Raw genomic sequence first — 12,537 nt, 5'->3', positions numbered from 1 at the left:
GCACCTGCCACCGACAGCGCGCCCGGGACCCGGGCAGAAGTGATCTTGATTGGTCGGCTCTGCCCCCAAAAGTGCCTGACCAGTGCGCCACCGGCGATCAGTTGAGATCGGTCACGTCCGCTCCCGGCAACCAGCCGACCGGCCCACGCGTCTTCCCGTCGAACACTTCGAACATGCTCGGGAAGAGTTACGTAGTGCCCTGAGGGGCGGCACTACAGTGGTTCGGAACAACCGGAATGCAGGCAAGCAAGCATCAGCAAGCAGCAGGGAGCGCGTGACGTGCGGCCAGTCGGCAGCAAGTACCTGCTTGAGGAGCCGCTGGGACGCGGCGCCACAGGCACCGTCTGGCGTGCCCGCCAGCGCGAGACCGCGGGCGCCGAGGCGGCCGTGGCCGGGCAGCCGGGCGAGACGGTCGCGATCAAGGTCCTCAAGGAGGAGCTGGCGAGCGACCCGGACATCGTGATGCGCTTCCTCCGCGAGCGCTCCGTCCTGCTCCGGCTCACCCACCCGAACATCGTCCGGGTCCGCGACCTGGTCGTCGAGGGTGATCTGCTGGCGCTGGTCATGGACCTCGTCGACGGCCCCGACCTGCACCGCTACCTGCGCGAGAACGGCCCCCTGACCCCGGTCGCCGCCGCGCTGATGACCGCGCAGATCGCCGACGCGCTCGCCGCGAGCCACGCCGACGGCGTCGTCCACCGCGACCTGAAGCCCGCCAACGTGCTGCTCATGCAGCGCGACGGCCGGATGCACCCGATGCTGACCGACTTCGGCATCGCCCGCCTCGCCGACTCCCCGGGCCTGACCCGCACCCACGAGTTCGTCGGCACGCCGGCGTACGTGGCGCCGGAGTCCGCCGAGGGCCGCCCGCAGACCTCCGCCGTCGACATCTACGGCGCCGGCATCCTGCTGTACGAGCTGGTCACCGGCCACCCGCCGTTCTCCGGCGGCAGCGCCCTGGAGGTGCTGCACCAGCATCTGAGCGCCGAGCCGCGCCGTCCCTCCACGGTCCCGGACCCGCTGTGGACGGTCATAGAGCGCTGCCTGCGCAAGAACCCTGATGAGCGGCCCAGCGCCGAGAACCTCGCGCGCGGGCTGCGCGTCGTCGCCGAGGGCGTCGGCGTGCACGCCAACGCCGCGCAGATCGCCGCCGCCGAGGGCGTGGGCGCCCTGCTCGCGCCCGACCCGGCCCCGGCCGCCGTCCCGGGCGTGCCCGGCGCCGCCGACCCCACCCAGGTGCTGCCGAACACCGGCCCGCAGGGCGCGTACGACCCGAACGCGGCGACCAGCGTGCTGCCGCACACCGGCGGCCCGGCCGGCGCGGCCGACCCCACCGCCGTGCTGCCGAACACCGGCGCGGCCGACCCGACCGCGATCCTGCCGAACACCGGCCCGCAGGGACAGCAGCCCGACCAGCCGCACCCCTGGCAGACCCAGCTGCGTGCCGCCCGTGACCGCAACGAGCAGACGCAGGTCCAGTACCTCTCCCCCGAGGACGACCCGCTGCGCCACCGCCCCCAGCGCCAGGTCGCCCGGCCCCAGCAGCAGCCGCGTCAGGCTCCGCAGGGCCGTCCGCAGCAGCCGCAGCCGCGCGGCCGGCAGCAGGGTTACCAGCAGGGGTACGGCTACGCGCCGCAGCAGCAGCCCCAGCAGTACGCCCCGCCGCAGCAGCCGCAGCGGTACGCGCCGCCCGCCCCGGAGCCGCAGCGGCCCGCGCGTGAACCCAGGGCGCCGCGGCAGCGCAGCGCCAACCCGATGAAGATCCCCGGGCTCGGCTGTCTGAAGGGCTGCCTGTTCACCATCGTCATCCTGGTCGTCGCGAGCTGGCTGATCTACGAGCTGACCCCGCTGCACACCTGGATCGGCCAGGGCAGGAGCTACTGGCACGAGGTGTCCCACTGGGCCGGCCAGGTGAGTCGCTGGGTCAAGGATCTGGGCGGCTCGTCGGGCGGCGGCAACTGACCGCCGGGAGCACGACGACCGACCGCGAGTTTGCAGATTTGTCGACATCTGGCGGGTGATTTCCGTCTCCGCGGTGAAGGTTGGCTCGTCGGACGCGTAGTTTTAGCGACAACACGCGTCTGTAGGAGCAGTCTTGGCACGGAAGATCGGCAGCCGGTACACCGCGAACCAGATCCTGGGACGGGGCAGCGCCGGCACGGTGTGGCTGGGCGAGGGTCCTGAGGGTCCCGTCGCCATCAAGCTGCTGCGCGAGGACCTCGCCTCCGACCAGGAGCTCGTCGGACGCTTCGTGCAGGAGCGTACGGCGCTGCTAGGCCTGGAGCACCCGCACATCGTCACGGTGCGCGACCTGGTGGTCGACGGAAACGATCTGGCACTCGTCATGGACCTGGTCCGCGGCACCGACCTGCGCACCCGGCTGGAGCGGGAGCGGCGGCTCGCCCCCGAGGCGGCCGTGGCGATCGTCGCCGACGTCGCCGACGCGCTGGCCGCGGCGCACGCGGCCGGGGTCGTCCACCGGGACGTCAAGCCCGAGAACGTCCTGCTGGACATGCAGGGCCCGCTCGGTCCCGGCGGCGCCCACCCGGCGCTGCTCACCGACTTCGGCGTGGCCAAGCTGATCGACTCGCCGAAGCGGTCCCGGGCCACGAAGATCATCGGCACGCCCGACTACCTCGCCCCGGAGATCGTCGAGGGCCTGCCCCCGCGCGCGTCCGTCGACATCTACGCCCTGGCGACGGTGCTGTACGAACTGCTGGCCGGCTTCACGCCCTTCGGCGGCGGCCACCCCGGCGCGGTGCTGCGACGCCATGTCACCGAGACGGTCGTTCCCCTGCCCGGTATCCCCGAGGAGCTGTGGCAGCTGCTCGTCCAGTGCCTGGCCAAGGCGCCCGCCTCCCGGCTGCGCGCCTCCGAGCTGGCGGCCCGGCTGCGGGAGCAGCTGCCGATGCTGGCCGGCATGCCGCCGCTGGACGTCGACGAGCCGGACCTCTCCGAGGAGGCCGCGGAGGAGGAGCCGGCACCGGCGGCCTCGCCGGGCGGCGAGCCGGTACGGCGACGGGGGGCCGTGTCGCTGGTCCCGGGTGCCAAGCCGGACTCCAACCGGGACACGCACACCTCCATGCGGGTGCCGGGTCCGGACGAGCTCGCGGGCGGCGCCCACGGGACCGCTCGCGCCCCCCGGGCGACCGGCACACCACGCCCCGGCTCCGCCCGGCACCGGGCCACGGTACGGCGGCGCCGGATCACGCTGGGCGTGGCGGGGGTGGCCGTGGCGGCGATCGTGGGCGTCGGTGCGTGGTGGGCGTCCTCCGGCGGCGACGACCAGCCGGCCCAGGACACCCACAGCACGTCGGCGCCCTGACCGGGGCTCGCCCACCCGCACCCGGTGCCGGGCGCAGCACGGCCCAGGTCGGTTGCCACAGCCGTTACGCTGGATGCGTGGCAGTCGTCGATGTATCCGAAGAGCTGAAGTCCCTCTCCTCGACCATGGAGTCGATCGAGGCCGTCCTGGACCTCGACAAGCTGAGGGCAGACATCGCCGTGCTCGAGGAGCAGGCGGCCGTGCCGTCCCTCTGGGACAACCCGGACGAGGCGCAGAAGATCACCAGCAAGCTCTCCCACCTCCAGGCCGAGGTCAGGAAGGCGGAGGCGCTGCGCGGCCGGATCGACGATCTCGCCGTGCTCTTCGAGATGGCCGAGGAGGAGGACGACCCGGACACCCGCGCCGAGGCCGAGTCCGAGCTGGCCGCGGTGAAGAAGTCGCTGGACGAGATGGAGGTCCGCACCCTTCTGTCCGGCGAGTACGACTCCCGTGAGGCGCTCGTCAACATCCGCGCCGAGGCCGGTGGCGTCGACGCCGCCGACTTCGCCGAGAAGCTGCAGCGCATGTATCTGCGCTGGGCCGAGCAGCGCGGCTACAAGACCGAGCTCATCGAGACGTCGTACGCCGAAGAGGCCGGCATCAAGTCGACCACCTTCTCCGTGCAGGCGCCGTACGCCTACGGCACCCTCTCCGTCGAGCAGGGCACGCACCGCCTGGTGCGCATCTCGCCCTACGACAACCAGGGCCGCCGCCAGACCTCCTTCGCGGGCGTCGAGGTGCTCCCCGTCGTCGAGCAGTCCGACCACGTCGAGATCGACGAGTCCGAGCTGCGGATCGACGTCTACCGCTCCTCCGGTCCCGGTGGCCAGGGCGTCAACACCACCGACTCCGCCGTCCGCATCACCCACCTCCCCACCGGGATCGTGGTCTCCTGCCAGAACGAGCGGTCGCAGATCCAGAACAAGGCCACCGCGATGAACGTCCTCCAGGCCAAGCTGCTCGAGCGGCGCCGGCAGGAGGAGCAGGCCAAGATGGACGCCCTCAAGGGCGACGGCGGCAACTCGTGGGGCAACCAGATGCGTTCCTACGTGCTGCACCCCTACCAGATGGTCAAGGACCTGCGCACCGAGCACGAGGTGGGCAACCCGGAGGCCGTGTTCAACGGTGAGATCGACGGGTTCCTGGAGGCCGGCATTCGCTGGCGCAAGCAGCAGGAGAAGTAACTTTGTCGACATGACAACTGCCGCCCGAGGGGCGGCAGTTGTCTTATGTCTGGGTTTTACATCACACTCACAGGCTTCAACTCGCCCCAAACGCCGCCCCATCGGACATTGCGCGCGCAACGGCCTTGACGTTGCTTTGAAAAATGGGAAGGGTGAGGCGCGGCATGCGTACGTTTGGGGCGCATGTGAACCGGGGGAAAGAAGTTGATGCCACCTTCGTCACCGGCTGCCCTCGTCGATCACGGCACGCCCCACGCGCCGCCTCCTTGACGAACAGCTACTGGGGGTAGCAACCACATGACGAAGAAGACGCGGATCCGGGTCGCGCGGATAGCCGCCGGCGCCGTGATCGCGGCCGGTGCGTCCCTGACCGCAGCCGGCGCGGCTTCCGCCCTGGACCTCGATGTCCAGGCGGGCCCGATCAGCCTCGGCGTGAGCGCCGACGGCCCCGCGACCGGCGGAGAGACCGACGGTGGCGGCGGCTGCGACCCGGTTGGTGTCTGCGGCCAGACGACCGGTGAGACCACCACGACGGGTGAGACCAACAGCACCGGCCAGACGACCACGACCGGTGAGACCAACAGCACCGGCCAGACGACCACGACCGGTGAGACCAACAGCACCGGCCAGACCACCACGACCGGTGAGACCAACAGCACCGGCCAGACCACCACGACCGGTGGCGGCAACGGCAACTCCGGCGGCAACGGCTCCGGTGGCGGTCACGGTAACTCGGGCGGCAACGGCAACTCGGGTGGCAACGGCTCCGGTGGCGGTCACGGCAACTCGGGCGGCAACGGCAACTCGGGTGGCACCAGCACCACCGGCGGCAACAACGACACCCCCCAGGGCGGCAACGACAACGCCTCCCAGGACGAGGGGTCCTCGGCGCTCACCGACACCGGGTCCGACACCCAGGCCCAGGGCGGTGACAAGCAGCTCGCCGAGACCGGTGCCGGTCAGACCGCCTTCCTGCTCGTCGGCGCCGCGACGATGATCGCCGGCGGCATCGGCTTCCGCGTGCTGCCGCGTCTGGTCAGCGGCCGGGGCGGCGCCGCCGCCTGAGCGTAGCCGTACGGCCACGCAGCGCACGCGACGCGCAGACACAAGGGCCCGGAGCTCGGCGCTCCGGGCCCTTCGGCTGTCTTCGCGGCGGTTTCCCGCCGCATTCCCGTGCGCTTCCCTACGCGGTCTGGTGTGCCAGCAGCGCCACCGCGGCGATCAGCACCGCCAGCAGCGCGATCAGCGCCATCGGGTTCAGCCCGTTCAGGAAGCCCTCTTGCTGCAGTCGCTCGCGGTTGGCACGGCACACCGGGCACCGGCCCTCGCTCACGGGCGCCGCGCAGTTCGCGCACACCAACCGGTCGTACGTCATGCGCTCGCCCTCCTTGCACCGGCCATCACACGTACAACGCTCAAGGGAACCAGAACGTTCCCCTTCCACTGTGCCAGGTTCCTCCGTGCGGTGCGCGGGCCCTCCGAAGAGGGGCCCGGAACGAAGCGGGAGCAGTCACCGGTACAAAAACGCACAAGTCTTGCCCAACCTCGACCTGCGACTGCACTTGCACACCCGGTTCGCGTATGGTCACGCTCATCTACCCCCGGCGACCCGTGGTGCATCCGTGATCCGATTCGACAACGTCTCCAAGGTCTACCCCAAGCAGACCCGTCCAGCCCTCCGGGATGTGTCCCTGGAAGTGGAGAAGGGCGAGTTCGTCTTCCTCGTGGGGTCCTCCGGCTCCGGAAAGTCCACCTTCCTGCGGCTGCTCCTCCGCGAGGAGCGGTGCAGCCACGGCCAGGTGCACGTGCTGGGCAAGGACCTCGCGCGCCTCTCCAACTGGAAGGTGCCGCAGATGCGCCGCCAGCTGGGGACGGTCTTCCAGGACTTCCGGCTCCTGCCGAACAAGACGGTCGCGGAGAACGTGGCCTTCGCCCAGGAGGTCATCGGCAAGTCCAAGGGTGAGATCCGCAAGTCCGTGCCCCAGGTGCTCGACCTCGTCGGCCTCGGCGGCAAGGAGGACCGGATGCCCGGCGAGCTGTCCGGTGGTGAGCAGCAGCGTGTGGCCATCGCGCGCGCGTTCGTCAACCGTCCCAAGCTGCTCATCGCCGACGAGCCCACCGGCAACCTCGACCCGCAGACCTCCGTCGGCATCATGAAGCTGCTCGACCGGATCAACCGGACGGGCACCACGGTGATCATGGCGACACACGATCAGAACATCGTGGACCAGATGCGCAAGCGCGTCATCGAGCTGGAGAAGGGCCGCCTCGTCCGCGACCAGGCCCGCGGCGTCTACGGCTACCAGCACTGACCGCACCTCGTTCCCGAAAGGCCTGAAGACCCGCCATGCGCGCCCAGTTCGTCCTGTCGGAGATCGGTGTCGGTCTCCGCCGCAATCTGACGATGACCTTCGCCGTCATCGTCTCCGTCGCCCTGTCCCTGGCCCTCTTCGGCGGCTCGCTGCTGATGAGCGACCAGGTGAGCACCATGAAGGGCTACTGGTACGACAAGGTCAACGTCTCGATCTTCCTGTGCAACAAGCACGACGCCGAGCAGGACGTCAACTGCGCCAAGGGCGCGGTCACCGAGGACCAGAAGAAGCAGATCCTCGCGGACCTGAAGAACATGCCGGTCGTCGAGAAGGTCACGTACGAGTCGCAGGACGACGCGTACAAGCACTACAAGGAGCAGTTCGGCAACTCCCCGCTGGCCAGCTCCCTCACGCCGGACCAGATGCAGGAGTCGTACCGGATCAAGCTCAAGGATCCGCAGAAGTACCAGGTCATCGCGACCGCCTTCAACGGCCGCGACGGCGTGCAGTCGGTGCAGGACCAGAAGGGCATCCTGGACAACCTCTTCCAGCTGCTGAACCTGATGAACCGGGGCGCGCTCGGCGTGATGGCGATGATGCTGATCGTCGCCCTCCTGCTGATCGTCAACACCGTGCGTGTCTCGGCGTTCAGCCGTCGGCGCGAAACCGGCATCATGCGCCTGGTCGGTGCCTCGGGCTTCTACATCCAGGCGCCGTTCATCGCCGAGGCCGCGGTCGCCGGGCTCATCGGCGGCGGCCTCGCCTGTGTGGGGCTCGTGGTCGGCCGGTACTTCACCATCGACCACGGCATGGACCTGTCCCACAAGCTCACGCTGATCAACTTCGTCGGCTGGGACGCGGTGTTGACCAAGCTGCCGCTGATCCTCGCCACGAGCGTCCTGATGCCGTCGCTGGCGGCGTTCTTCGCGCTGCGCAAGTACCTGAAGGTGTGACGCACGCCAAGAGAGCCGTACGGGCAACCGGCCGTACGGCTCTGTGCGTTGTCCTAGACTCACCGCCATGTCGGGCCGAGATCTCTTCTGTCAGCCCCGCCGCATCCGCCGCGGGGCCGCCCTGACCTTGGTCTTCGCCGGTGTGCTGGTCACCGGCGCCGCCACCGGCTCCTTCCCGGAGGCCGGCCAGCCCTCGCGCAGGGCGGAGGTGTTCGGGCCGACACGCACGGGGAGCCGGCACCAGGAGGTGCAGAAGGCCGCCGCCGAGGCGGCGGCCGACGGCAAGTCCCCGATGGAGGCCGCCGAACGGGCCGTCAGCCGCAGCGGGGACCGCTGGGGCGCCGTCTACTCCGAGGGCGAGTACCAGGAGTTCCAGGAGGCCCTCGACGGCCGCTACACCGGTGTCGGCCTGTGGGCGCGGAGCGGCGCCGACGGCCGGATCGAGGTGACGAAGGTGCGGCCCGGCTCGCCCGCGGCCGACGCCGGGATCCGCACGGGCGACCGGCTGCGCAGCGTCGACGGCGGCGGGGTGGACGGCCGGCCCGTCACCGAGGTGGTCTCCTTACTGCGCGGTGACGCCGAGGACGCCCCGGCCGGTACGACGGTCACGCTCGGCCTCCAGCGCGGCACGCGCGTGTGGACCGAGAAACTGCGCCGGGTCCGGCTGTCCACCGACTCCGTGACCGTGCGCAGGCTGCCCGGCGGGGTCACCGTCGTCAGGATCGCCGCGTTCACCAAGGGTTCCGGTGACGCGGTCCGCGCCGCCGTCCGCGACGCGCCGGCCGACGCAGGGATCATCCTCGACCTGCGCGGCAACTCCGGCGGACTGGTCACCGAGGCCGTGGACACCGCCTCCGCCTTCCTGGACGGCGGTCTGGTCGCCACCTACGACGTCGACGGCGCCGAGCGCTCCCTGCACGCCGAGCCGGGCGGCGACACCGCCCGGCCCCTGGTCACCCTCGTCGACGGCGGCACGATGAGCGCGGCCGAGATGCTCACCGGCGCCCTGCAGGACCGGGGCCGCGCGGTGGTGATCGGCTCCCGCACCTTCGGCAAGGGCTCCGTCCAGATGCCGACCGGGCTGCCCGACGGCGCGGTGGCCGAGCTGACGGTCGGCCACTACCGCACCCCCGCCGGGCACGCGGTCGACGGCCGGGGTATCACGCCCGACCTGGAGGCGGGGCCGGAGCAGGCCCTGCCGCGGGCGGAGACGGTCCTCACCGGCCTGGGTGACCCCTCGTAGCCATGCCTGACGGCCACGCGTAATCGGCTGTACTCACACCCCCTGTGTGGTGCGAAAATGGTCGGCACTATGAGCAAGGGAATGTACGTACCGAAGGAGTCCCAGCCCAAGCAGGGCGGCGGGGCCGCCAAGGCCAGGGACGGCGAGAAGGGCGGCAAGCGCAAGATCGTCGCCCAGAACAAGAAGGCCCGGCACGACTACGCGATCATCGACACCTACGAGGCCGGGCTCGTGCTCATGGGCACCGAGGTCAAGTCGCTGCGCGAGGGACGGACCTCGCTGACCGACGGCTTCGTCCAGATCGACCGCGGTGAGGCGTGGCTGCACAACGCCCACATCCCCGAGTATCACCAGGGCAGCTGGACCAACCACTCCGCGCGCCGCAAGCGCAAGCTGCTCCTGCACCGCGAGGAGATCGACAAGCTGGAGTCGAAGTCCCAGGAGACGGGCCACACGATCGTGCCCCTCGCCATCTACTTCAAGGACGGCCGGGCGAAGGCCGAGATCGCTCTCGCACGGGGCAAGAAGGAGTACGACAAGCGGCAGACGCTGCGGGAGAAGCAGGACCGGCGGGAGTCGGACCGGGCGATCGCGGCGGCGAAGCGCAGGCAGCGCGGCGTCTAGCCGGCCGACCGCCCGGGAATAGGCTGGCATCGTCGTGCGTTGGTCACGTACGATGGCACTGCACTCCACAGCGGGTGCACGCCCCCTCCACGGAGGGGATTGAAAAAACAACATGGGGATGATCGGTTTCGACAGCGGCTGTCGAAGCAGGGGAAGCGTGTCGAGGAAGCGGCAATGATCTCGTAAACCATATGTCGCAAAAAATAATCGCCAACACCAAGCGCGATTCCTTCGCCCTCGCTGCCTAAGTAGCGACTTGCGAAGTGTCAGCCCGGGGCTGTTCCCGACCCGGATCCTGGCATCAGCTAGGGAACTAAACCTTGATCCCGGTCACGGGGTGAAGAGGGAAACCAAACAGTGACTGAGCCCGTCGGCGACTTGTTCGCGTGATCGCCGGGGCCGAGAAAATCACAGCGAACTGCACACGGAGAAGCCCTGATTCCGCACCGTTGGACGCGGGTTCGATTCCCGCCATCTCCACGACGCCCCTCCGGGGGTACCCCATGTGGGCAATGGCCCCGTCGCTCTTGAGCGGCGGGGCCATTGTCATGCGGTGGTGCTGTCATGCGGTGGCGCCGTGGGGTCCGGCGCCCCGCCCGCGCGGGTGAGCGACGCCAGACCCAGGGCGAGGGCAGCGGCCGCCGTCGGTACGGCGTACGCGAACGTCGGGGTGAGGTGCTCCGCCGCCCAGCCTCCCGTCGCCGAGCCGCATGCGATGCCCGTGAGCAGGCCGGTCACCATCAGACTCATGCCCTCGTTGAGGCGGTCGGCGGGAGTGCGCCGCTGGACCAGGGTCATCGCGGTGACCATCGTCGGAGCCGTGGCCATGCCCGCCACCAGCAGTGCGCCCGCGAGCGCGACGAGGGACCCGGTGAGGCCCGCTGCCAGCCAGGGCAGGGTCATCAGCACCGCCATCCCCGCCAGGCAGTGGCCCAGCCGCAGCCCGGCCGGTCTCAGGGCGCCGTACGCCAGCCCCGCCGCGCACGATCCCGCCGCCTGCAGGGCGAGGACCACGCCGGCCGCCGCGCGGTGGCCCTGGGCGTCGGCGTAGGCGATCGTGACGACCTCCATCGAACCGAACACGGCCCCGGTGGCCGTGAAGCAGGCCAGGAGGGGCGGGATGCCGGGGCTGCGCAGCGGCGAGCGTGCCTTCGAACGGGCCTGCGGCGGTGGCTCGGTGGTGCGCTGGGCGGTGAACAGCAGCATGCCGGACAGCAGCAGCGCCGCGCCCGCGAGCGTGCCCGCCTCCGGGAAGAACGTGCCGGTCAGGAAGGATGCGAGGACCGGGCCGAGCATGAAGCACAGCTCGTCGGCGGCCTGCTCGAAGGAGTTCGCGGTGTGCAGCGCGCCCGGGTCGTCGCGCAGCAGATGGGCCCAGCGGGCGCGGGACAGGCCGCCGATGTTGGGGGTGGCCGCGGTGCCGGCGTACGCGGCGAACAGGGTCCAGTCGGGGGCGCCACAGCGCACGCACAGCAGCAGCGCGAGGCTGCCGAGCACCGAGGCGAGTGTGGCGGGTACGGCGACCCGCGCCTGCCCGTGCCGGTCCACGAGCCGGGCGACCCACGGCCCGGCCAGCGCGGTCGCCGCGAGGCCGGTCGCGGTGACGGCACCGGCCAGGGCGTACGAGCCCCGCGAACCGGCGATCATCACGACCGCGCTCACGCTGAACATCCCCATGGGCAGGCGCGCGAGGAGGTTGCCGGTGGTGAAGGCACGGGTGCCGGGGAGGGAGAAGAGACGGCGGTAACCGGAGGCGGTGGCTATGAGCGGGGGCATGGCTCCACCCTCGCCCGGAGCGGATCAAGGGGTCCAACACCTGATCGGCGCCGATTCACGCACCTGTGTTGTAAGTTCGCCTTCATGGCGGCCCACATAGACCCCCGGCTGCTGCGCGCCTTCGTCGCCGTGGCCGAGGACCTCCATTTCTCCCGGGCCGCGGCCCGTCTGTACGTCGCCCAGCAGGCGCTCAGCCGGGACGTACGGCGGCTGGAGCGGGAGCTGGGCACCGAGCTGTTCGTGCGGACCACCCGCCAGGTCACGCTCACCCCGGACGGCGACCGCCTGCTGCCGCATGCGCGGCGCGTCCTCGCCGCCCAGGACGACCTGCTCGCGGCGTTCGCCTCCGGTCAGGCCCGGCCCCTGCTGGTGGACCTCAACTCGCCCGGCCTGGTCACCGGCCGCCGGGTGTTGCACCGGGCGCGTGAACTCGCCCCCGACTGCGAGCTGATGGCCCGCTACGAGAGCGGCCTGACCGGCGCCGCCGCCGAGCTGCTGGCCGGCCGGCTGGACGCCTCCTTCGGCCGCTTCGCCGGTCTGGACCCGGCGCTGCGGTCCGGCCTGGAACAACAGCCGGTGCGCTACGAGCCGATGGCCGTCGTCCTGCCGGAGGACCATCCGCTGGCCGCCCTGCCGCAGGTGCCGCTGGCCGCGCTGGCCGGGGAGACGGTGTACGCCGGGGCCGGCAACCCGCGCACCCTGGAGTGGACCGACCTGGCGCGCCGGCTCTTCGACGGGCGCGGTATCCGGCTGGCCCCGCCCCTCCCGCTCGCCGTCGGGGACGAGGAGTTCGAGCGGATCATGGCCAAGACCCGGCATCCGGTGCTGGCCGTGGTGGACTTCCCGGCCATGCCCCGCACGGTACGCCGCCCGCTGGTCGATCCCGTCCCGCTCTCACCGGTCTCCCTGGTGTGGCGCAAGGGCCTGGTCCATCCCGGCCTGGACGCACTGCGCCGGGCTACGACCGAGCTGGCCCGCACGCAGGGGTGGCTGCGGCGACCCGGCCGGGCCTGGGTGTCGACCGCCGACGCGGACGTGATGGACGCGCCCGGCTGACGCGCCCCGGCCCACCGCGGGACCTCTCACCCCACCCCCGAGCCGGGTGAGGGCACCGTTCCCT

General features: G+C 71.0%; 11 protein-coding genes and 1 other RNA gene. 10 read left to right on the top strand and 2 right to left on the bottom strand.

Annotated elements, in window-relative coordinates; genetic code table 11:
- The first annotated feature begins 279 nt into the window (after nt 1-279).
- From ACIHEJ_RS17485 to ACIHEJ_RS17470, 4 genes are all read left to right on the top strand, one after another.
- Nucleotides 280-1,962 carry a serine/threonine-protein kinase gene (locus ACIHEJ_RS17485; protein WP_400136000.1) on the top strand — a complete coding sequence of 561 codons (1,683 nt, stop codon included), beginning with the start codon at nt 280-282 and terminating at the stop codon, nt 1,960-1,962.
- A gap of 133 nt (nt 1,963-2,095) precedes the next feature.
- The gene (locus tag ACIHEJ_RS17480; protein ID WP_400135997.1) at nt 2,096-3,325 is read left to right on the top strand and encodes a serine/threonine-protein kinase; all 1,230 of its coding nucleotides are present in this window, start codon (nt 2,096-2,098) and stop codon (nt 3,323-3,325) included.
- A gap of 77 nt (nt 3,326-3,402) precedes the next feature.
- A complete protein-coding gene (prfB, locus tag ACIHEJ_RS17475) occupies nt 3,403-4,509 on the top strand; it encodes a peptide chain release factor 2 (RefSeq protein ID WP_400135994.1) in 1,107 nt (368 codons plus the stop codon).
- A gap of 297 nt (nt 4,510-4,806) precedes the next feature.
- A complete protein-coding gene (locus ACIHEJ_RS17470; RefSeq protein ID WP_400135991.1) occupies nt 4,807-5,574 on the top strand; it encodes a hypothetical protein in 768 nt (255 codons plus the stop codon).
- Between the two features lie 118 nt (nt 5,575-5,692).
- On the opposite strand, the gene ACIHEJ_RS17465 is transcribed toward ACIHEJ_RS17470, so the two are convergent.
- Nucleotides 5,693-5,884: a hypothetical protein gene (locus ACIHEJ_RS17465; RefSeq protein WP_366009978.1), complete on the bottom strand. Its 192-nt coding sequence runs from the start codon at nt 5,882-5,884 to the stop codon at nt 5,693-5,695.
- Nucleotides 5,885-6,131: 247 nt separating this feature from the next.
- On the opposite strand from ACIHEJ_RS17465, the gene ftsE reads away from it, so the two are divergent.
- From ftsE to ssrA, 5 genes are all read left to right on the top strand, one after another.
- Nucleotides 6,132-6,821, top strand: a complete 690-nt coding sequence (ftsE, locus tag ACIHEJ_RS17460) for a cell division ATP-binding protein FtsE (RefSeq protein ID WP_400135987.1) — start codon at nt 6,132-6,134, stop codon at nt 6,819-6,821.
- A gap of 35 nt (nt 6,822-6,856) precedes the next feature.
- On the top strand, nt 6,857-7,774 hold the full coding sequence (ftsX, locus tag ACIHEJ_RS17455) for a permease-like cell division protein FtsX (protein ID WP_400135984.1): 918 nt from the start codon (nt 6,857-6,859) through the stop codon (nt 7,772-7,774).
- Nucleotides 7,775-7,841: 67 nt separating this feature from the next.
- Complete coding sequence (locus ACIHEJ_RS17450) at nt 7,842-9,017, top strand: S41 family peptidase (RefSeq protein ID WP_400135981.1); 1,176 nt, start codon at nt 7,842-7,844, stop codon at nt 9,015-9,017.
- An 81-nt stretch (nt 9,018-9,098) separates the two neighbouring features.
- Nucleotides 9,099-9,641 (top strand): SsrA-binding protein SmpB, encoded by a 543-nt coding sequence (gene smpB / locus ACIHEJ_RS17445; RefSeq protein ID WP_153535457.1) that lies wholly within the window; start codon nt 9,099-9,101, stop codon nt 9,639-9,641.
- Nucleotides 9,642-9,755: 114 nt separating this feature from the next.
- Nucleotides 9,756-10,124: a transfer-messenger RNA gene (gene ssrA / locus ACIHEJ_RS17440) on the top strand.
- Nucleotides 10,125-10,187: 63 nt separating this feature from the next.
- Here the strand turns inward: ssrA and ACIHEJ_RS17435 are convergent.
- Nucleotides 10,188-11,417: an MFS transporter gene (locus tag ACIHEJ_RS17435; protein ID WP_400135979.1), complete on the bottom strand. Its 1,230-nt coding sequence runs from the start codon at nt 11,415-11,417 to the stop codon at nt 10,188-10,190.
- 84 nt (nt 11,418-11,501) lie between these two features.
- Here ACIHEJ_RS17435 and ACIHEJ_RS17430 point away from each other — a divergent pair, with 84 nt between their 5' ends.
- Nucleotides 11,502-12,473: a LysR family transcriptional regulator gene (locus ACIHEJ_RS17430; protein ID WP_400135976.1), complete on the top strand. Its 972-nt coding sequence runs from the start codon at nt 11,502-11,504 to the stop codon at nt 12,471-12,473.
- The last annotated feature ends 64 nt before the right edge of the window (nt 12,474-12,537 follow it).

It is taken from the genome of Streptomyces sp. NPDC052301 (assembly GCF_044593395.1).
Lineage (GTDB): Bacteria > Actinomycetota > Actinomycetes > Streptomycetales > Streptomycetaceae > Streptomyces.
Note: the sequence above shows the minus strand (reverse complement) of the source record. Positions and strands in the feature narration are given on the sequence as shown.

Coding starts and splice junctions, on each gene's coding strand:
- smpB (WP_153535457.1), top strand. CDS start 9,099: ATGTACGTACCGAAGGAGTCCCAGCCCAAGCAGGGCGGCGGGGCCGCC.
- ACIHEJ_RS17435 (WP_400135979.1), bottom strand. CDS start 11,417: ATGCCCCCGCTCATAGCCACCGCCTCCGGTTACCGCCGTCTCTTCTCC.
- ACIHEJ_RS17450 (WP_400135981.1), top strand. CDS start 7,842: ATGTCGGGCCGAGATCTCTTCTGTCAGCCCCGCCGCATCCGCCGCGGG.
- ftsX (WP_400135984.1), top strand. CDS start 6,857: ATGCGCGCCCAGTTCGTCCTGTCGGAGATCGGTGTCGGTCTCCGCCGC.
- ACIHEJ_RS17465 (WP_366009978.1), bottom strand. CDS start 5,884: ATGACGTACGACCGGTTGGTGTGCGCGAACTGCGCGGCGCCCGTGAGC.
- ACIHEJ_RS17430 (WP_400135976.1), top strand. CDS start 11,502: ATGGCGGCCCACATAGACCCCCGGCTGCTGCGCGCCTTCGTCGCCGTG.
- ACIHEJ_RS17470 (WP_400135991.1), top strand. CDS start 4,807: ATGACGAAGAAGACGCGGATCCGGGTCGCGCGGATAGCCGCCGGCGCC.